The sequence below is a fragment of the Quadrisphaera granulorum genome (genome assembly GCF_003149145.1).
Lineage (GTDB): Bacteria > Actinomycetota > Actinomycetes > Actinomycetales > Quadrisphaeraceae > Quadrisphaera > Quadrisphaera granulorum.
Genome location: NZ_QGDQ01000002.1, coordinates 80,985 through 100,810 on the forward strand (window position 1 = coordinate 80,985; position 19,826 = coordinate 100,810).

Genomic DNA, 19,826 nt, shown 5'->3' on the forward strand with positions numbered 1-19,826 from the left:
TCCGTCAGATGACGCGCGGCTCGCTGCCGTCCTCGGAGACCACAGGGCGGCCGGCGTCCTGCCAGGCACCCATGCCACCTTCGACGACCACCGCGTCGTAGCCGTTCTCCAGCAGCCACGACGCCGCCCGCGACGCACGGCCACCGGCGCGGCAGAGCACCTGCAGCTCAGCCTCTTCGGGGAGGTCGGCCAGACGCGAGGGCAGGTCACCCAGGGGCACGTGGATGGCGCCGGGCGCGTGGCCGGCGTCCCACTCGTCCTGCTCGCGGACGTCCAGCAGCACAGCGCCGTCGGGCACCTGGGCGGCGGTGACCACGGGGGCGGGCTCGGTCATGCGGGGCTCCTCGTCGATTCGGGCTGCTCGTCCTCGGCACCGCCGGGACGGGCGTCGCGGTCGGCGTCGCCGTCCTGATCGGTGTCGTCCTGATCGGTGCTGTTCTCGTCACCATCCTGCGGCAGCGGCTCCACGCGGATGCGGGAGGGGCGCCGCCCGTCGAGCTCCACGACGGTGAAGTGGTGCCCGAGGTCACGGACCTCGTCACCGAGCCCCGGCAGGCGACCCAGGGAGGTCATGACGAAGCCGGCGAGGGTCTCGTACGGACCTTCCGGCAGCTCGACGCCGGTGGCCTCCTCCACCTCGTCGCGGTGCAGCAGTCCGTCGAGCTCCACGGGCCCGGCAGCGGAGCTGGACCAGCGGGGCTCTCCGGCGTGGGGGTCGTACTCGTCCTCGATCTCACCGACGAGCTCTTCGACGAGGTCTTCGAGGGTGACGATGCCGTCGGTGCCGCCGTACTCGTCGACGACGACGGCGAGGTGGCGGCCACTGCGCCGCATCTCCGTCAGCGACGGCAGCAGCGTCTTGCTGCCGGGTAGCAGCGACACCGGCCGCACGAGGTCACGCACGGTGCCCTCCTGGCCGCGGTGCACGGCCGTCAGCACGTCGCGCACGTGCACGAAGCCGAGCACGTCATCGGACGACTCCCCCGTCACGGGGTAGCGGGAGTGGGGCTGGTCCTCCACCACGGCGGCGGCTTCCTCCAGGTCGAGGTCCGCTGCGAGGAAGGCGACCTCGGTGCGGGGCACCATGACCTCGGACAGGCGGCGGTCGGCGGCGTCGAAGACGTCGGCGACGATGCGGCGCTCGGCCTCGTCGAGCTGCTCGTGCGTGGAGACCATGTCACGCAGCTCCTCCTCGCTGACCTCCTCGCGGGAGGCGTTCGGGTCGAGCCCGATGAGGCGGCCGACGAGGTCGGTGGAGCGCCCGAGCAGCCACACCACGGGCGTGGTGACGGCGGCGATCCTGTCGAGGATGGGCGCCACGAACAGCGAGACGCCCTCGGACCGCTGCAGCGCGAGGCGCTTGGGCACCAGCTCGCCGAGCACCAGCGACACGTACGTGACCAGCGCGGTCACCACCACGAGGGCGACGACGTCCGCCACGCCCTGGCTCAGACCGAGGGAGACCAGCCAGGGGGCGACGACGACGGCGATCTGGCTCCCGCCGAACGCGGAGGCGAGAAAGCCCGACAGCGTCACGCCGATCTGCACCGCGGACAGGAACCGGTTGGTATCTCCGGTGAGCCGCCCCACCGCGGTGCCGCGGCCGCCCTTGGCCGCCATCGCGCGGACCTGGCTCTCGCGCAGCGAGACCACCGCCAGCTCCGAGCAGGAGAAGAACCCGCCCACCAGCACCAGGACGACGACAACGGTGATGTTCAGGAGCAAGCCAGGTTCCACGCCGTCCAGTCTGGGGCAGACAGCAGGCGGAGACCCGTCGGCTGTCGCCCTTCCGTGGTCAGCGGAGGAACGTGGAGGTGCGCCGGTCGGCCAGGGGCTTCCCACCGGTCTGGCAGGTCGCGCAGTACTGCAGGGACCTGTCCGCGAACGACACCTCGCGCACCACGTCACCGCACACGGGACAGGTTTCGCCGGTGCGGCCGTGCACCCGCATCCCGGCGCGCTTGGCGTCCTTGAGCTGGGACGCCGGCTTGCCGGACGCCGCCGCGACCGCCGACCGCAGGACGTCCTTCAGCGCCGCGAACAGGCGGGACACCTCGTCGTCGTCGAGCTTCCCCGAGACCGCGAACGGTGAGATCCGCGCGGCGTGGAGCACCTCGTCGGAGTAGGCGTTGCCCACCCCCGCGAGCACCGACTGCTCGCGCAGCAGCCCCTTGACCTGCTGGCGTGACCCGGCGAGCAGCGCCTGCAGGGCTGCGAGGTCGAAGGAATCGTCAAGGGGATCGGGGCCCAGCGAGGCGATCGCGGGGATCTGCGACGGGTCGCGCACCACGTGCACCGCCAGCCGCTTCTGGGTGCCCTGCTCGGTGAGGTCGAAGCCCGGGCGTCCGCCGTCGCCGTCGTCGTTTTCTGTGTCGATGGCGAACCGCACCCGCAGGGCCAGCGGGCTCTTGCCGGGCCGCACGGGCGTGGTCGGCAGCTGCTCGGACCAGCGCAGCCACCCGGCGCGCGAGAGGTGGACGACGACGTGCAGGCCGTCGAGGTCGAGGTCGAGCCACTTGCCGTGCCGGGCCACGCCCGTGACCGGCAGCCCCGCGAGCGCCGACGGCGGCGGGTCGAAGGTCTTCAGCACGTTGATCGCGCCGACCCCCACCTCCGCGACGACGGCAGCGCCACCCTCAGCGGCGGGGCGCTCCACCAGGCGCTGGCGCAGGAAGCCGGCCAGCGCCTCGACCTCGGGCAGCTCGGGCATGTCGCCAGCGTGACAGCCCAGGGTGGCGCTGACGCGCGGAGTCACCCGTCCTGCGGCACAGTAATTGGATGGTTAGCGGGACGTCGGGGAGTGCGGGACTGGTCCGCCCCCGCAACGGAAAGATCATCGCCGGCGTGTGCGCCGGCCTGGCGCGGCGCTGGGGCATGAGCCCCACCCTGCTGCGGCTGCTCGCGGTGCTCTCGTGCCTCCTGCCGGGCCCGCAGTTCATCGCCTACATCGTCATGTGGATCGTCATCCCCCAGGAGCGCTAGGCCGGCGCGAGCACTGTTCTCGCTACGAGAGCAGTGCACTCACGCCGCACGTGCGGCCGGGCCGGCATTGCGCCGCGCCGTGTGCGCGAGGTGGGATGTCCGGCATGCACCCCCGCGCCGGCCAGAAGGCCCGTCCCGAGGACCTCGTCGACCTCGACGCCCTGCTCACCGCCTACACCGAGCGGCGCCCGGACCCGTCCGACCCCGGTCAGCGCGTGGTCTTCGGCACCTCCGGGCACCGAGGCTCCAGCCTGGACTCCGCCTTCAACGAGGCCCACATCCTTGCCACCACGCAGGCGATCGTGGAGTACCGCGCCGACGAGGGCGTGAGCGGACCGCTGGTCATCGGGCGTGACACCCACGCCCTGTCGGAGCCGGCGTGGCGCAGCGCGCTGGAGGTGCTGGTCGCGAACGGCGTCGACGTCCTGGTCGACAGCCGCGACGGCTACACCCCGACCCCCGCGGTCTCCCACGCGATCCTGCGGCTCAACGCCCAGAGAGGCAGCGGAGGAGCGGGCCCTGTTGATGGAATCGTCGTCACACCGTCCCACAACCCGCCCCGCGACGGCGGCTTCAAGTACAACCCACCCACGGGCGGCCCCGCCGGCTCGGACGCGACGAAGAAGATCGCCGCCCGCGCCAACGAGCTCCTCGAGCACGACCTCGCCGGCGTCAAGCGCGTCACCTTCGACGAGGCGCGGGGTCAGGCCGGCTCCTACGACTTCCTGGCCCACTACGTGGACGATCTGCCCTCCGTGCTCGACCTCGCCGCGGTGAAGAAGGCCGGGGTCCGCGTCGGCGCCGACCCGCTGGGCGGCGCCGCGGTCGGGTACTGGGGCGAGATCGCCTCCCGCCACGGGCTCGACCTCACCGTGGTGAACCCCGATGTCGACCCGCGCTGGTCGTTCATGACCCTCGACACCGACGGCAAGATCCGCATGGACTGCTCCTCGCCGTCGGCGATGGCGTCGCTGCGGGCAATCATGGCCACCGCCGACGGCGGACGCGCCCCGTACGACATCGCCACCGGCAACGACGCCGACGCCGACCGTCACGGCATCGTCACGCCCGACGGCGGCCTCATGAACCCCAACCACTACCTCGCGGTGGCGATCTCCTACCTCTTCGCGCACCGGCCGGGCTGGGGCGCGCGAACGGCCGTTGGCAAGACGCTCGTCTCGTCGTCCATGATCGACAGAGTGGTCGCGGCGCTGGGCCGCACACTGCTCGAGGTGCCCGTCGGGTTCAAGTACTTCGTACCGGGCCTGCTCGACGGATCCGTCGGCTTCGGCGGGGAGGAGTCCGCAGGCGCCTCGTTCTTGCGGCACGACGGCACCACGTGGACCACCGACAAGGACGGCATCCTCCTGGCGCTGCTGGCCAGCGAGATCCAGGCCGTGACCGGCCGCAGCCCCAGCGAGCTGTACGCCGAGCTCGTCGCCCAGCACGGAGACCCGGCCTACGCCCGCGTCGATGCACCCGCCTCCCGCGAGGAGAAGGCCCGGCTCGCGGCGCTCTCGCCCTCCGACGTCACCGCCGACACCCTCGCCGGCGAGCGCATCACCGCCGTCCTCACCGAGGCACCCGGCAACGGCGAGTCCATCGGTGGCCTCAAGGTAGTCACCGAGAACGCCTGGTTCGCGGCCCGCCCGTCGGGCACCGAGGACGTCTACAAGATCTACGCCGAGTCGTTCAAGGGCGCCGACCACCTGGCCGCCGTGCAGTCCGAGGCGCGCGACGTCGTCGGCAGGGCCCTGGTCGGCTGACGCAGTCCCCTGCGAGGATCAGGTATGCCGTCCCCCGCCGCCCGGCCGCTGCGCCTGGTGCGGTGGGGGGCGCCCGTCGCGCTCGGCTTCGGCATCGTGGGGCTCGACTGGTGGCAGAAGCCCGACGTGCAGTACCCGGGCACGCTCGTCTCCGTGCCGCTGCTCGCGGCGGCCCTCGGCGGCCCCCTGGCGACGGCGGGATCGGGGGTGCTGGCGCTGGCGCTCTCCTACGGCATCGGGCTGGCGGAGTCGATGCGGAGCACGTACGACCCGAACAGCGAGACGGCGCTGACGCGCCTGCTGATCATCGTCGTCCTCACCGTCGTGGCCGTGGTGGCCGCCCGTCACCGACGACGACGCGAGCGCAGCGCTGCCCAGCTCGCCACCGTGGCCGACGCCGCTCAGCTGGCGATCCTCCAGCCGCCGCCGCGCCGCATCGGAGGGCTGCGATGTGCGAGTACGTATCGGTCGGCCACGCAGCTGGCGCGGATCGGGGGTGACCTCGTCGCCGTCGTCGAGACACCCCAGGGCGTCCGCGCGCTGGTCGGCGACGTGCAGGGCAAAGGCCTGGAGGCGGTGCGGCTCGCCGGCTACGTGCTCGGAAGCTTCCGCGAGCGCGCGTACGACGGGATGCCCCTCGACGAGCTGGCCGTCGCCCTGGACACCACTGTGCGGCGGGCGTCGCTGGGCCAGGAGGTGTTCGTCACCGCAGCACTGGTTCAGGTCGACGGCGCCACCGGGGCCCTCGAGACCGTCTCGTGCGGCCACCCGGCCCCGTACGTGGTGAAGCCCGGATCTCGGCGTGCCCAGGCGCTCCCGGTGACGCCCGGGCCGCCCCTGGGGCTTCTGGAGCTCGTCGGGCCACCGGAGGTCTTCACAGGACGACTGGAGCCTCGCGACCGGCTCGTACTCGTCACCGACGGACTGCTGGAGGCGCGGCGGCCCCACCTGTTCTCCCGCGACCCCGCCGGGCCGTTCATCGACACCGAGGCGCTGCTGGCCCAGCACCTGGCGAAGGGGTCGCTGTCAGCCGGGCTGGACGGCATCGTCAAGGGCGCCACGAAGTAGTCACGGGGTCGCCTCCGCGACGATCTCGCCGTCCTCGTGCTCGAGCGGCCGACGGCGCAGCCGGCAGCACGGCAGCGAGACGACACGCCGGCGTCGTCGTCCTCGGTTGTCACTCCAGGCGGCTTTCAGGGCCGCATCTCGCGCCACCACGCGTGACCATCTGACACGCGATCACCGGCCTGCTGGCAGGCTGTTGCGTCGCCCCGGCGGGGGCGCTGCCCGATCGGCTGCTCGATGAGCGAGTCACGCCGGGCGGAGCGGGTGACGGCAGCACAGGCAGCACAGACGGAGGCACCGGTGAGCGGCACTGCGAGCGGCTTGGCCCGCGAGACGGCCGGCGAGCAGGCCCGGGTCGACGAGCGGTACGCCCGGCTGGACCTGCTGCGCTCGTCCACGGAAGCGCGCCTGCGTGACGTCCGTGCAGCCGGGTCGAGTGGCACCCCCGCGGCACGCATGGAGCGTGACGCCTTCGCCACCCTCTACGAAGACCGGCTCGCCCAGCTGCGCGCCGTGGAGGACCGGCTGGTCTTCGGCCGCCTCGACCTCGAGGGCGGCGACGTGCGCTACGTCGGCCGCATCGGGCTCTCGGACGAGACACAGGAGCAGCTGCTCACCGACTGGCGCGCTCCCGCCGCGGAGCCGTTCTACCGCGCCACCGCAGCCGACCCGCTCGGCGTGGTCCGCCGTCGCCACCTCACGCTGACGGGCCGCACGGTCACGGCCCTGGAGGACGACGTCGTCGCGGACGGCGCCGCCCTGCCCGAGGGCATGGTGGTGGCCGGAGGCGGCGCGCTCATGGCCGCGGTCACCGCGGCACGGACGGGGCGGATGCGCGACGTCGTCGCCACCCTGCAGGCCGAGCAGGACGCCGTCGTCAGAGCACCCCTGCCGGGCGTGCTCGTGGTGCAGGGCGGGCCGGGCACCGGCAAGACGGCCGTCGCGCTGCACCGCGCCGCGTACCTGCTGTACGCCCACCGAGACCGGATCGCGAAGTCCGGCGTGCTCGTGGTCGGACCCAACCGCGCCTTCCTGCGCTACATCGACCAGGTGCTCCCGGCGCTCGGCGAGACCGGGGTGGTCATGGCCAGCCTGGGCGAGCTGTTCCCGGGGGTGAGGGCCACCGCGGTGGACGACGACGACGTCGCCGCGCTCAAGGGCGACGTCCGCATGGTCGAGCTGCTGGCGGCCGCAGTGAGGCAGCGGCAGCGCGTGCCGCTGCGTCCGGTGCGGCTGTCCGTAGGTACGCACGCGGTGGTGCTGCGTCCGCGTACGGTGCGGGCCGCCCGAGACGCCGCGCGTGACTCCCGCCAGCCGCACAACGTGGCGCGTGCCTCGTTCGTGCGCCGGGTGCTGAACGACCTGGTGCGCCAGCTCGCCTCGGCGCAGGGCACCCGCGGGGACGACCTCGACGCCGACACGCGCCAGTCGCTGGAGGCGGAGCTGCGCGAGTCGCCGGACGTGCGCCGCGAGGTCAACCTCTGCTGGATGCCGCTGACGCCCTCCGGTCTGCTGCGCGACCTGTGGGCTAAGCGTGACCACCTTGCGGGTGCTGCCGCCGAGGCGTCACGCCAGGCCGGTCACCACGGCCGCGGCTCCGCTCAGGGGTGGCGTCGTGAGGAGCTGGCACGGCTAGCGCGCCCCAAGGACGCTCCGTTCACGGTGGCCGACGTCCCCCTGCTCGACGAGCTGGCCGAGCTGCTCGGGGAAGACCCCTCCTCGGGCGCGGTAGAGGCGGCCCGCGCGGCCCGTGAGCGCGCCGACCTCGTGGCGCAGGCGCGTGGCGTGCTGCAGTCGGGCATGGTCGACCCCAGCGGCGGTGGCGCGCTCACCGCCGAGGGCCTCGCGGAGCGGTGGGCTTTCGACGGGCCGCGCGGCAGCGTCGCGGAGCGTGCCGAGGCCGATCGCACCTGGGCGTACGGGCACGTGGTGGTCGACGAGGCGCAGGAGCTGTCGGCCATGGTGTGGCGTCTGCTGGCCCGGCGTTGCCCGTCGCGGTCGATGACGGTGGTGGGCGACCTGGCGCAGACGTCCAGCGCCGCTGGCGCCCGCGACTGGGGCGAGGCCCTGGCGCCCGTCCTGGGTACCGGCACGCGCACGCGCAGCGGCGTCGACCTGTCCCGGACGTTCACGCTCTCGCGCCTGACGGTGAACTACCGCACCCCGCGGCAGGTCATGGACCTCGCCAGCCGCGTGCTGGAGGCCCACGGCCTGCCGGAGGAAGCACCCCGCTCCATCCGTGACGCCGAGGTACCGCCGGCCGCGGTGCCGACGCACGCCCCGGCGGGCTCGGCGGCCTGGACGGACGCGGTGGTCTCCGCGGTGCGCGATCAGGTGGCCGTGCTCGGTGCCGGGCGGATGGCCGTCGTGGCACCGCACCCCCTGGTGGCTGGCCTGCGGACCGCGCTGGGCAAGGCTCTGGACGACGGCGACGTGCGCGGCGTCGACGACCCTGCTGACGCCGCCGTCACCGTCTCCGACGTCACGGGCGTCAAAGGCCTGGAGTTCGACGCGGTGGTGCTGTGCGAGCCCGGCGCCATCCTGGATGCCTCCCCGCGCGGCGCCGGCGACCTCTACGTGGCGCTGACCCGCCCCACGCAGCGCCTGCTCGTCGTCTCCTCCGGTCCGCTCCCCGCCGGAATGGAAGAGCTGGACAGGCCGATCCCCCGCACGTAGGTGGTTGATTCCCGGCCCCCCCCCCCCGCGAAGGCCCCCTGACCACCGTGATCATGGGCAGTCGGCCACGTCGAGCTCTCGCGCTCAGCGAAGCTGGCCCGATGAGGCCTGATCGTCGCCCGTGGCGCGCTGCACGTCATGCAGCAAGGCGCACGACCGGGACTTTCACCGGGGCTTTCCCTCCGCCCTGTACGCCTTCGCAGGTGATCACATCGATCGACGAGCCGTTGCGGGGCGACGCTGAGCCCGCGGGCCTCCCGGTGGGTGGGCTGCCTGCCGGTGGGTGGGCTGGCTCCCGGGTGTCAGGGCTCTACCCGGGAGTGAGCGAACCCAGTGGGCATCTGGCCACCCAGTACCACCGAGCGAACCGAGCTCACCGGACCAAGGCCTCAGCGGGTGTCGGTGTCCTCACGGGTGAGCTGCGCGGGCAGGCCGCAACCCTCGAAGAGGCCGCGCTGGGCATCGAGGAAGAACACCAGGTCGCCGATGCGCGGGTCGCCGTCGTCGTCCTGACGGACCCCGAGCACCACGAGCGCCCAGGGGAACCAGCGGGTCGGCTGGCCGTCCGGACCTGCGGAGGCGTGGTCGGGGCGGTACTGCGCCAGCGCCAGCTGCCCGTTGAACCGGGTGTGCAGCACGCGCGAGCCCCGGCAGCCGGCACCTGGCCCGACCAGCCACGCGGCGACGTCGGCGGGGCTGCGCAACCACAGGCTGTAGGGCGGCATCGACATCGTGGCCTCGGCGTGGAGGAGCGCGACGATCGCGTCGACGTCGTAGCGCTCGAAAGCTGCGGCGTACCGCTCCAGCAGCGCGGCGTGCTCGTCGCTCAGGGGCGTGACCGATGCCTGCTGCGCGTCGCGAGCGGCGATGGTGGCCCGGGCGCGCTGCAGGAGGCTGTTGACCGACGCGACGGACGTGTCCAAGAGCGCGGCGACCTCGTCCGCGTGCCAGTGCAGCACCTCGCGCAGCACGAGCACGGCGCGCTGGCGCGGCGGCAGCAGCTGCAGCGCGGCCACCAGCGCCAGGCGCACGGACTCGCGCTCCTCGGCGACGGCGGCAGGGTCAGCCGCGGGCGCCGTCCCGAGGATGCGGGCGTCAGGGGCGGGCTCGACCCACGCCGCGCGCTCCAGCGGTGCACCCAGGGAACCGATGACGGGCGGCGAGGGCGCCGGCGACATGTCCACGGGCAGCGCGCGGCGCTTGCGACCCTCGAGGTGGTCGAAGCACACGCGGGTGGCGATCCGGTACAACCACCCGCGCTGCGCGGAGGCATCGCGCAGGGAATCGGCGTGGCGCCAGGCGCGAACCATCGCGTCTTGCACCGCGTCTTCGGCGTCGGCCAGGGAGCCGAGCATCCGGTAGCAGTACGCGGTGAGCTCCCGGCGGAAACCCTCCAGCTGCAGGTCGAACCCCTCGACGCCGGTGTCGAGGCCCCCCTCGATCGCTGTCATGCCCCCACGGTGGCAGACCCCACCGACACCGGGGTCACCCGTTCGGCCCAGCCCCTCGGGACCGGGTCAGCGGACCACGTACCGCCCCGGGCGGTGGTTCATCGCCACGACGAGATTGAGGACGACGACGCCGACCAGCGAGGCCAGCACCAGGCGCCACCCCACCACCGCGAGCGCCACGAGCATCACGACCAGGTCGAGCGACATCTGCACGTATCCGGCACGCCAGCCGTACCGTTCCTGGAGGTGGAAGGCGAGGATGCCGAAGCCTCCGGCACTCGCCCGGTGGCGGAACAGCACGAGGAAGCCCAGCCCCAGGCACAACCCGGCGAAGGCCGTGGCCAGCACCACGGGCATGTGCACCTCGACGACGTGGCCCAGAACGTCTGCCAGCACCGAGGTCAGCGCCACGCAGACGAGGGTCTTGACCGCGAACGCCCAGCCGAGCCGCTTCACGGCCAGTCCGTAGAAGGGCAGGTTGAGCACGAAGAACGCCACCCCCAGCGGCACGGGCGTGAGCCCGGCGACGAGGAACGCGACCCCGGCAAGCCCACCCGAGACGGCCCCTGCCTGCTGGAGCAGGAGCAGCGCCCATCCCAGCAGGAACGATCCGACGACCAGCGCCGCCGCATCCTCCAGGGGCGTATGAGGCGGTGGGGCCGGCACCGACGGCGCCGTCGCGGGGGGTGTGGTGGCGCTGCTCACGCCGCGCACGGTAGAGCCGTGGGCGGCCGCCCGGCAGGCCGTGACGAGCATCTGCCCTTAGGGTTGGCCGGACATGATCCTCTTGCTGACGGCGCACTGCGCCGCCGCTGCCCTGGCCGTGCCCGTCGTGCGCCGCTGGGGCCCTCGGGGGGTCCTCCTGACGGCACTGGCTCCGCTGGCGGTGCTCGCCTGGCTCATCGTGCAGTGGGCGTCAGGCACCGCGGGCTCGAACGGCTCCGCGCTGCGCGAGTCGGTGCCGTGGATCCCCGACCTCGGTGTCGAGCTGGCACTCCGCCTCGACCCACTCTCGGCGATCATGGTGCTGATCGTCGCGGGGGTCGGTGCGCTGGTCCTCGCCTACTCCTCCGGCTACTTCGCGGGTGAGGCGCAGGCACGCACCCGGCAGCGCACCGTGCCGCTGCTGGTGGCGTTCTGCGCCGTCATGCTCGTGCTCGTCCTCGCGGACGACCTCGTGCTCCTCTACGTCGCGTGGGAACTCACGACGGTGCTGTCGTGGCTGCTCATCGGCGGTGACGGCAGATCACGCGCCGCCCGCTACGCGGCCAGCCAGGCGCTCGTGGTCACCACGGCCGGTGGCCTGGCGATGCTCGTCGGCATCGTCATCCTCGCCGTGACCACGGGGACGACGTCGATCAGCGCTCTCCTGGCCGATCCCCCGCCCGCGGGCACCGCCACCACGGCGGCGGCCCTGCTGCTCCTGGCCGGCGCCGTCACCAAGTCGGCGCTGCTGCCCACCACGGCATGGCTGCCGGGCGCCATGGTCGCGCCGACCCCCATCAGCGCCTACCTGCACGCCGCAGCGATGGTGAAGGCCGGCGTCTACCTCATCGCGCGGTTCGGACCGGTGTTCACCGAGGTGCCGGCCTGGCGGTGGACCATCGTCGTCCTCGGGGGCGCCACGATGATCGTCGGCGCATGGCGGGCCCTGCGCCAGCACGACCTCAAGCTCCTCCTCGCCCACGGCACCGTCAGCGAGCTCGGCTTCATCGCCCTGCTCGTGGGCGCCGGGGGGCGCACCGGCGCCATGGCCGGGGTCGGCCTGCTGCTGGCCCACGCGATGTTCAAGTCGTGCCTGTTCATGGTGGTCGGCGCCATCGACCACGGCGCACACACCCGTGACCTGCGCAAGCTCTCCGGGCTGGCGCGCCGCGCTCCGGCGCTCTTCGTGGCGTCGCTGCTGGCCGCCGGGTCGATGGCCGGCGTCCCGCCGATGCTCGGCTTCATCACGCACGAGGCCGCCTTCGAGGGCTTCGTCGCCGGTGGTGGGTGGCCTCCGGGCGCCACCGCCGGAGCCGACCTGTTCGTGCTCGTGGTGCTGCTCGTCGGTTCCGTGCTCACCGCCGCCTACAGCGCCCGCTTCGTGTGGGGCGCCTTCGCCACCCGCGAGCTACCCGAGGGCGCTCCCGACCCCGCCGACTTCCACGCCCCCAGCGCCGTGATGCTCCTGCCGCTGCTCGTCGCCGCGGGTGGTGGGCTGTTCACGGGTCTGTTCCCGGCTCCTGTCGACGGCGTCGTCGCCGCAGCGACCAGTGGCTTCCCCGCGCCCGCGGAGGGCTACTACCTGGCGCTGTGGCACGGCTTCACGCCCACGCTGGCGCTGTCGGCCGTGGCACTGGGCCTGGGCGCGGTGTTCTTCGCGGCGCGCGCCCAGGTGCTGGCGCTGCAGCGCCGCCTCGACGTCCCCGCCCTCACCGCCCTCACCGGTGGCCGCCTCCAGGACCGCGCCCGCGGCTGGATCGACGCCATCGCCGCGACCACCACGCTCGTCTACCAGCGGGGATCCCTGCCGCAGTACGTGCTCACGGCCGCGGCCGTGCTCGTGCTGGGGCCGGGTAGCGCCCTGGTGGTGGCGTCGGCCACCGGCTCCTGGCCCGCGGTGTGGCGGTGGTGGGACGAGCCGCTCCAGGCCGCGCTCGTCGTCGTCGCCCTCGTCACCGCCGTCGCAACGGCGGCAACCCGCAACCGCCGCGCCGCCTTCGTCATGGCGGGTGTGTCCGGGTACGCGGTGGCCGGCCTGTTCGTGGTGGCCGGGGCGCCCGACGTCGCCCTGACCCAGGCCTTGGTCGAGAGCGTGACGCTGGCCGCCGCCGTCCTCGTGCTGCGCGGGCTCCCCTCGACGTTCGAGCCGTCCCCCGACAGTCTCGTCAACGGGCCAACCCCCTGGCTGCGCGCGCTGCTGGCCATCGGTGCGGGCGCCGTGGCCTCGCTGCTGGCTGCCGTCGCACTGTCAGCTCGCCAGGCCACCCCGGTCTCTGTCGACTTCGCCGCACTCGCCTACAAGTTCGGCTACGGCGAGAACGTCGTCAACGTCACCCTCGTCGACCTGCGCGCCTGGGACACCTTCGGGGAGATCACCGTCCTCACGGTGGCCGCCACGGGGATCGCCAGCCTCGTCTTCCTGCGGCACCGCACCGGCCGAGCCCCACGCCTGCGCGGCGGGGGTTCCAGCAGCGCTCCCGGTACGGCCCGCCAGCCCGCGGGTGCCACCCAGGTCGCCCTGACGTGGCGCTCCTCGCAAGACTTCGCCCCCGGCCCGGACGCCGCGCCGTCCACGCGCTGGCTGCCCGCGGTGAAGACGCTGGCGCCCGCGCGGCGCAGCCTGCTGCTGGAGATCGTCGTCAGGTTGGTCTTCGGCACCGTGCTCGTGCTCGGCGTCTACCTGCTCTTCGCAGGCCACAACCTGCCCGGCGGCGGCTTCGCGGCGGGCCTGGTCACAGGCCTGGCACTGTTCCTGCGCTACCTCGCGGGCGGTCGGTACGAGCTGGGTGAGGCCGCCCGGGTCGACGTCGGCGTGCTCCTCGGCTCGGGGCTGCTCATCGCCGCCGCCTCGACAGGTGTTCCGCTGCTGCTGGGTGCCCAGGCCACCCAGACCGCCGACGCCTACCTGCACATCCCTCTGCTCGGCGAGGTGCACCTCGTGAGCTCGCTGGCCTTCGACGTGGGCGTCTACCTCGTCGTCGTCGGAACCGTGCTCGACGTGCTCCGCAGCCTGGGAGCGGGCATCGACGCGCAGCAGGAGGAGATCGAGGCCGACCCCTCTGCCCTCCACGACCACGATCACGACGACGGCGACGACGACGGCGAGCCGGGTCCCGACGAGACGCCCGGGCCCGGCATCGAGGCCGACGGGACGGCCCCGGCAGATCTGGCCACCGCCGACGTCGAGGAGGTGCCCACCCCGTGAGCCCGACAATCGTCTTGACCGTCGCCATCGGCGGCCTGGTCGCCACCGGCGTCTATCTGCTGACGTCGCGCCACCTCACGCGCGTGGTACTCGGTGTGCTGGTGGCGGGCAACGGGGTCAACCTGTTGCTCATCGCCGCCGCCGGGCCAGCCGGACGGGCGCCCATCCTCGACCCCGACGGCGAGATCACCCTGGACACCGCGAGCACCTCCAGCGATCCGCTGCCGCAGGCGCTGGTGCTGACGGCCATCGTCATCACGTTCGCCGTCACGGCGTTCCTGCTGGCCATGGCCTACCGGACCAGCCGCATCGAAGGCACCAAGGGCGACGACGTCGTCCGTGACACCTCCCCGCAGGGCCGCTCCCGCGGGGAAGCCGCCCCGCCCGGTGAGGCCGCGGAACCCGGTACAGCCGCGGCCGTGGGCTCGCCGCAGGAGAAGGCGTTCTGATGCGCGTCCTCCTGCCCCTCGTCGTGCTGCTGCCCGTGCTGGGGGCCGCGTTGACCCTCGTGCTGGGCAGCCACCCGGTGGCCCAGCGCTGGGTCAGCGTGGTGGTGCTGTCCGGGGTCACGGCCACCGCGGCCGCCTTGCTCGTCAGCGCCGCGTCGGACGGACCTCAGTCGGTGGTGCTGGGCGCCTGGCCGGCGGGGGTGGGCATCTCGCTCGTCGTCGACAGGTTGTCGGGTCTCATGCTGCTGACCTCGTCGATCGTCACGCTGTCGGTGATGCTCTACTCCGTCGGGCAGGGCAGCACGGGCGACGGCGAGCGGACGCCGGTTTCGATCTACCACCCGACATTCCTCACGCTGTCTGCCGGCGTCTCCATCGCCTTCCTCGCGGGCGACCTGTTCAACCTCTACGTCGGCTTCGAGGTGCTGCTGGTCTCCAGCTACGTGCTGTTGACGCTGGGCGGCACCGCGGCGCGGGTGCGGGCCGGCATGACGTACGTCGTCGTGTCCATCGTCTCCTCGCTGCTCTTCCTCACCGGCATCGGCGTGGTCTACGCCGCGACGGGCACGGTCTCGATGGCCGATCTCCCCGGGCGCCTCTCCGGGCTCCCGCTGGCGGTGGCCGTCGGGCTGCAGCTGGTGCTGCTGCTGGCGTTCGGCCTCAAGGCTGCGGCGTTCCCGCTGTCGGGGTGGTTGCCTGACAGCTACCCGACAGCGTCAGCGCCCGTCGCGGCGGTGTTCGCCGGGCTGCTCACCAAGGTGGGCGTCTACGCGATCTTCAGGACGCAGACCGTGCTGTTCGGCGGCGTCTCCACACCCGAGGTGACGACGGCTCTGGTGGTGGTGGCCGTCGCGACGATGCTGGTCGGCATCCTCGGGGCCATCGCCCAGAACGACCTCAAGCGGCTGCTGTCGTTCACGCTGGTCAGCCACATCGGCTACATGCTCTTCGGAGTGGCCCTGGGCAGCACCGCAGCGCTGGGGGCGGCCGTCTTCTACGCGGTGCACCACATCCTCGTGCAGACGGCGCTCTTCCTGGTGGTCGGCCTCGTGGAGCGGGCGGCAGGAACTACCTCGCTGCGGCGTCTGGGAGGGCTCGGGGGCGCGGCTCCGGGCATCGCGCTGCTCTTCCTCCTGCCGGCGCTCAACCTGGCCGGCATCCCGCCGTTCTCGGGCTTCGTCGGCAAGCTGGCGCTGCTGCGGGCGGGCGCGGACGATGGCAGCACCTCCGCCTGGGTGCTCATCGTCGCGGGCGTGATCACGAGTCTGCTCACGCTGTACGCGATCTCCCGCGCCTGGGCGGCCACGTTCTGGTCCGGGCGCGCCACCCGACAAGACCCCGAGGTCAGCCCGGAGGCCGCCGCCGCACACGCCCACCGTGTGCCACCGGCGATGGTGGCCGCGGCGGCGGGCGTCGTCGTCGTCGTGACGTCCTTGACCTTGGTGGCAGGCCCTCTGCTCGCCCTGGCCGACGGCGCCGCCGCCGACACCCTCGACGTGCCGGGGTACACGTCCACCGTGGGTGGGCTCGACATCGCCACTGCCGACGGCGGCGCTGAGAACGGCAGCGCTGAGAACGGGGCAAAGACGCCGTGAGCCCCCACGAAGCACCGTTGACCACGTCCGGGCTGCGGGGTCGTCTGCCGAACCGGCGCCAGCTGCCGCTCCTGGCGTGGATGGTGGTGTTCTGGTGCGGCCTGTGGGGCTCGATCAGCCCTGTCGTCGTGGTCGGTGGGGTGCTCGTGGCGCTGGCGCTGGTGGCTGTCTTCCCCATGCCCACGCTGCCGCCCGCCCCGCTGCCGTCGCTGGTCGGTTCGGTTGGTCTTGCGGCCTACCTCACGTGGGACCTGGTGCGCGCCAGCCTGCAGGTGGCGTGGCTGGCCGTCCGCCCGGGACCCGTGCCGCCGAGCGCCATCGTGGCGGCCCCGCTGCGATCCCGCTCCGACGCCATGATCGCGGCGACGGCGGAGCTGGTGAGCCTCGTCCCGGGGACCCTCGTCGTCGACATCGACGTCCCCACCGGCACGCTCTACCTGCACGCCCTCGTCACGGGAGACCCGGAGCGCGTCGGAGACGACGTGCGCGCCTCGGTCCGGCGCATGGAGGAACGGGTGCTAGCCGCACTGGCACCGGGGTCGCTGTCCGGCGGTGTCGACATTGCGGACGACGTGAGGGAGGCGCGGCGCTGATGGACGTGGTGACCGACGTCGCGCTGGGCGTCCTGCTGGTGTCCGCGCTCCTGGTGGTGGTGAGGCTCGTCCGCGGCCCGACCACGCTGGACCGGGCGGCCGCCGCCGACGTCTTCGTGGCGATCCTCCTGTGCGGCGTCGCCGTGCTGGTGGCGCGACGCGGCTCCACGGTGTTCGTGCCCGTGCTGCTCGCGCTGTCGCTGCTCGGCTTCGCCAGTTCGGTGGCGGTGGTGCGCTTCCTCTCCCACGGCGACCCCAGCAACGAGAGGAAGGCGCCGTGAGCGTGGCGGACTGGATCTCGGCGGTGTTCCTCCTGTCCGGTTCACTACTGGCGCTGGCAGCTGGCATCGGCATGCTGCGGTTCCCCGACCTGTGGACGCGCATGCACGCGGGCACCAAGCCGCAGGTGCTGGGCCTGCTGCTCGTGCTCGCCGGGGTCGCGGTGCAGCTGGCGCCGGACGCGGGCGCCGTCGTCGCCCTGCTCTTCGTGGGACTGTTCCAGCTGGTCACCGCCCCGGTCGCGAGCCACCTGCTGGCCCGCGCCGGGCACCGCTCGGGGGTGGTTCCGCGTGACCACCTGGTCCAGGACGACCTGCGAGTCTTCGAGCTGGAATGCGCTGCCGGCGAGCATCCACGGCCGTCAGGTTCACCAGCGTCGGCACCGGCAGACGAACCGGCGGCCAGACCGGCAGAGAGTTAGCGCAGGAACGGCGCCGCGCCGTCCCGCCAGGCGTCGAACGCGGGCTTCGGGCTCCCGTCGCCGCGCACCAGGCCGTACCCGGAGGCGTTCGCCGGTGCCTGGCTGGGGGCTGCCGTGGCATCGTCAGGTTGTGGGGGAAGGTCCACCACCGAGTACCAGAGCAGCGACCGGACCCAGGGCATCCCGGTGAGCTGCTGGAAGGCGGCGGTGACCGTCGCCGCCTGCAGGTCCGGGCTGACGTGGTCGGCTTTCCGGTCGTAGTTCCGGTCGGAGAGCGTGGCGAGCGCGCCCGCACCGGAGGTGGGCGCCCCGAACTCGGTGATCCACACGCCCTTGCCGGCGTCGCCCTGAGCCTCCAGGAGCGCCCGGACGTCGAGCATCTGCTGCCACCCCGCCCAGGGCTCGTTCTCGCCGGGCAGCGCGGGGAAGCAGTACGGGTGCACTCCCACCCCGTCGAAGGAGCCCTGGGCGCCCTGCTGGTAGACGACCCGGAGGAAGTCCGCCGGGCTCAGGTGCCCGGACGGGCCACTGGTCGTCGGGGCAAGGCCCCCCAGGAGGACGGGCGTCCCCGGCGCAGCGGCGCGCACGGCGGCCGCGGTCACCTGGAGGAGCTTGGCGTAGCGCACCGGGTCGGGGGAGGGAGTCCAGAAGGCGGCGTTGGGCTCGTTCCAGACCTCCCAGGCGACGACGTCGGCGGGGGCGTACCGAGCGGCGGCAGCAGCCGCGAACCTGGCGAACGCCTGGGGATCTGCGGGCGGGCAACTGGTCCGGGCACAGCCGGGGTCACGCGCCCACTCGGGCGTGTACCCGATCACCGGCAGCAGCCGCAGGCCCGCGTCGTGCACCGACCGCACCGCGTCGTCGACGGGGCCCCAGGTCCACCGGCGAGGCCCTGATGGCTGCACGGTCGCCCAGGAGATGTCGATCCGGATGGTGTTCGCCCCGGCCACCTTGGCCGCGTCCAGCAGCTCGGTCCGCTCGGCCGCGGACCCTTCGACGAGCTCCCCCAGGGAAAAACCCACCCGCACCCTCGGATTCTCTCCGGTGGTCGGTGACACCCCTGTCGCCGACGCTGACGGCGAGAGGGGTGTCGGCGACGGCTGCGCAAACGGCGAGGCGGAGCGACCCACCGGAGAGCCGTTGAAGGGGTTCCACGCCAGCACCCCAGAGACGACGACGATGACGACGGCGATCGCCAGGAGTACCAGGCTCCGCCGCCCGGAACCCCGCGCGGACCTGTGGCCCACGTCAGCCCGCTGGATCCGTGGCGGGGCGGACGCGGGGCGGGAAGGATCGGCCCCGCCGCCAGGGCAACCGGCGCCGCCACCCAGGACACGAGCAACGGGCGCACTCGCTGCCGGCGCGGAGGTGCTCGTGGCTGGTACGGGGATGCCCACACACGCACGTGGGCGGGCGGGGGGGCACCGGCATCATGATGCGGGGCCCACCTCGAGATCGCCAAGTTCCCGCACCGCAACCACGAGAGCTAATTCTCACTCAGAGTGACCATTTGATCACCAAACGGCTCAAAGGTCGGCTCTGGGTGACGTTTCCCATCACCGACCGTGTTCCCACGCCGCACCAAAACCCGCTACTTTCCTCACGCACGCGTGTCGAGCCGGGCCCGCCTGCGGGGTGTACCACGACTCCACCGCTCTCCGACGGAGAGCACGACGGCGTAAGGAATCTGCACTGACGCGGACCCCCGCGGGGTCTGCTCGACCCCGAAGGACGGCGCACCGGCCATGTCTGCAGGAGCACCGACCACACTGTCGATCGTCATCCCGGCGCTCAACGAGAGCGAGAACATGCCAGCCCTCATGGCCGGGCTGCCCCTGGGCGAACTCGGCGCGCTGGGCTGGGACGTCGAGGTGATCGTCGTCGACAACGCCTCCGAAGACGGCACCGGAGACCTCGCCCGCGCGCTGGGCGCGACGGTCGTCGAGCAGCCTCGGCGCGGCTACGGCAACGCGTACGCCGCGGGGTTCGACGCCGCGCGCGGCGACATCATCGCCACCGGTGACGCTGACCTCACCTACCCGTTCGACCACCTCCCGGACCTCCTGCGCGAACTGGTCGACGGCGGTGTCGACTTCCTCACCACCGACCGCCTCCACCGCGCCAACGCGGCGGCCATGAAGACCTCCCACGCCATCGGCAACGCGGTGCTGTCGACGGTGTCCCGCGCGCTGTTCGGCTCCGCGTTCCGCGACTCCCAGTCCGGCATGTGGATCTTCCGGCGCAGCGTGTGGTCGTCGCTCGACGTCCGCTCCCCCGGGATGGCGTTCTCCCAGGAGATCAAGAACGAGGCGTGGCGCCGCGGATTCACCTGCCGCGAGGTTCCGATCGAGTACCGACCGCGCGGCGGCGTCGTCAAGCTCAACGCCACACGAGACGGACTCACCAACCTCGCCCAGCTGTTCGCGCACCGCCTGCGCCGTCCGGTGGACCTCGCGAGCACCTCGCAGGACGTCGTGAGCACGGCGATCCCGGCCCCGGCCAGCCCCCTCGCGTCGCAGGGCCCTTCCATCGGCGGCGGTGCGCCGCGCCGCGTGATCGACCTCCGTGAGCCCCAGGATGCGACGCTCGCGTCCGACGGCGTCAGCTGAGGTGACCTCGACCCTCCCGTCGAGCACGCC

General features: G+C 72.9%; 17 protein-coding genes. 11 read left to right on the forward strand and 6 right to left on the reverse strand.

Annotation, left to right across the window (positions count from 1 at the left end):
• Nucleotides 1-4 precede the first annotated feature (4 nt).
• From BXY45_RS02775 to BXY45_RS02785, 3 genes are read right to left on the reverse strand one after another with little or no spacing between them, the layout of a single operon-like run.
• Complete coding sequence (locus BXY45_RS02775; protein WP_109772792.1) at nucleotides 5-334, reverse strand: rhodanese-like domain-containing protein; 330 nt, start codon at nucleotides 332-334, stop codon at nucleotides 5-7.
• Nucleotides 331-1,737 (reverse strand): hemolysin family protein, encoded by a 1,407-nt coding sequence (locus BXY45_RS02780; protein WP_211319171.1) that lies wholly within the window; start codon nucleotides 1,735-1,737, stop codon nucleotides 331-333. The genes BXY45_RS02775 and BXY45_RS02780 overlap by 4 nt, the downstream gene beginning before the upstream one ends.
• Before the next feature lie 58 nt (nucleotides 1,738-1,795).
• A complete protein-coding gene (locus BXY45_RS02785) occupies nucleotides 1,796-2,710 on the reverse strand; it encodes a DNA-formamidopyrimidine glycosylase family protein (RefSeq protein ID WP_109772943.1) in 915 nt (304 codons plus the stop codon).
• Between the two features lie 68 nt (nucleotides 2,711-2,778).
• Here BXY45_RS02785 and BXY45_RS02790 point away from each other — a divergent pair, with 68 nt between their 5' ends.
• The 4 genes from BXY45_RS02790 (at nucleotide 2,779) to BXY45_RS23100 (ending at nucleotide 8,489) form a co-directional block, all read left to right on the forward strand.
• Entirely contained in the window at nucleotides 2,779-2,982 is a 204-nt protein-coding gene (locus BXY45_RS02790) for a PspC domain-containing protein (RefSeq protein WP_109772793.1), read from the forward strand.
• Between the two features lie 104 nt (nucleotides 2,983-3,086).
• Entirely contained in the window at nucleotides 3,087-4,748 is a 1,662-nt protein-coding gene (gene pgm / locus BXY45_RS02795; protein ID WP_109772944.1) for a phosphoglucomutase (alpha-D-glucose-1,6-bisphosphate-dependent), read from the forward strand.
• A gap of 24 nt (nucleotides 4,749-4,772) precedes the next feature.
• Nucleotides 4,773-5,816, forward strand: coding sequence for a PP2C family protein-serine/threonine phosphatase (locus BXY45_RS02800; RefSeq protein ID WP_109772794.1), 1,044 nt, complete (start codon nucleotides 4,773-4,775; stop codon nucleotides 5,814-5,816).
• Nucleotides 5,817-6,113: 297 nt separating this feature from the next.
• A complete protein-coding gene (locus tag BXY45_RS23100) occupies nucleotides 6,114-8,489 on the forward strand; it encodes a HelD family protein (protein WP_109772945.1) in 2,376 nt (791 codons plus the stop codon).
• 389 nt (nucleotides 8,490-8,878) lie between these two features.
• Here BXY45_RS23100 and BXY45_RS02810 read toward each other — a convergent pair whose 3' ends face one another.
• Together BXY45_RS02810 and BXY45_RS02815 are read right to left on the reverse strand one after the other, a co-directional pair.
• The gene (locus BXY45_RS02810; RefSeq protein WP_109772795.1) at nucleotides 8,879-9,940 is read right to left on the reverse strand and encodes an RNA polymerase subunit sigma-70; all 1,062 of its coding nucleotides are present in this window, start codon (nucleotides 9,938-9,940) and stop codon (nucleotides 8,879-8,881) included.
• 66 nt (nucleotides 9,941-10,006) lie between these two features.
• On the reverse strand, nucleotides 10,007-10,645 hold the full coding sequence (locus tag BXY45_RS02815) for a YitT family protein (protein WP_211319172.1): 639 nt from the start codon (nucleotides 10,643-10,645) through the stop codon (nucleotides 10,007-10,009).
• 73 nt (nucleotides 10,646-10,718) lie between these two features.
• Between BXY45_RS02815 and BXY45_RS02820 the strand changes: the two genes are divergently transcribed.
• The 6 genes from BXY45_RS02820 to mnhG are packed head-to-tail and all read left to right on the forward strand — an operon-like array spanning nucleotide 10,719 to nucleotide 17,187.
• A complete protein-coding gene (locus BXY45_RS02820) occupies nucleotides 10,719-13,850 on the forward strand; it encodes a Na+/H+ antiporter subunit A (protein WP_109772797.1) in 3,132 nt (1,043 codons plus the stop codon).
• A complete protein-coding gene (locus tag BXY45_RS02825; RefSeq protein WP_109772798.1) occupies nucleotides 13,847-14,299 on the forward strand; it encodes an NADH-quinone oxidoreductase subunit K in 453 nt (150 codons plus the stop codon). The genes BXY45_RS02820 and BXY45_RS02825 overlap by 4 nt, the downstream gene beginning before the upstream one ends.
• Entirely contained in the window at nucleotides 14,299-15,894 is a 1,596-nt protein-coding gene (locus tag BXY45_RS02830; RefSeq protein ID WP_109772799.1) for a Na+/H+ antiporter subunit D, read from the forward strand. The genes BXY45_RS02825 and BXY45_RS02830 overlap by 1 nt, the downstream gene beginning before the upstream one ends.
• A 17-nt stretch (nucleotides 15,895-15,911) precedes the next feature.
• Nucleotides 15,912-16,487: a Na+/H+ antiporter subunit E gene (locus tag BXY45_RS02835; protein ID WP_109772800.1), complete on the forward strand. Its 576-nt coding sequence runs from the start codon at nucleotides 15,912-15,914 to the stop codon at nucleotides 16,485-16,487.
• Nucleotides 16,487-16,768, forward strand: a complete 282-nt coding sequence (locus BXY45_RS02840; protein WP_109772801.1) for an MrpF/PhaF family protein — start codon at nucleotides 16,487-16,489, stop codon at nucleotides 16,766-16,768. The genes BXY45_RS02835 and BXY45_RS02840 overlap by 1 nt, the downstream gene beginning before the upstream one ends.
• Nucleotides 16,765-17,187: a monovalent cation/H(+) antiporter subunit G gene (gene mnhG, locus BXY45_RS02845; RefSeq protein ID WP_109772802.1), complete on the forward strand. Its 423-nt coding sequence runs from the start codon at nucleotides 16,765-16,767 to the stop codon at nucleotides 17,185-17,187. The genes BXY45_RS02840 and mnhG overlap by 4 nt, the downstream gene beginning before the upstream one ends.
• Here mnhG and BXY45_RS02850 read toward each other — a convergent pair.
• Entirely contained in the window at nucleotides 17,184-18,434 is a 1,251-nt protein-coding gene (locus tag BXY45_RS02850) for a cellulase family glycosylhydrolase (protein WP_170131290.1), read from the reverse strand. The two genes, mnhG and BXY45_RS02850, sit on opposite strands and share 4 nt — an antisense overlap.
• A 498-nt stretch (nucleotides 18,435-18,932) precedes the next feature.
• Here BXY45_RS02850 and BXY45_RS02855 point away from each other — a divergent pair, with 498 nt between their 5' ends.
• Nucleotides 18,933-19,796, forward strand: coding sequence for a glycosyltransferase family 2 protein (locus tag BXY45_RS02855; RefSeq protein WP_109772804.1), 864 nt, complete (start codon nucleotides 18,933-18,935; stop codon nucleotides 19,794-19,796).
• The last annotated feature ends 30 nt before the right edge of the window (nucleotides 19,797-19,826 follow it).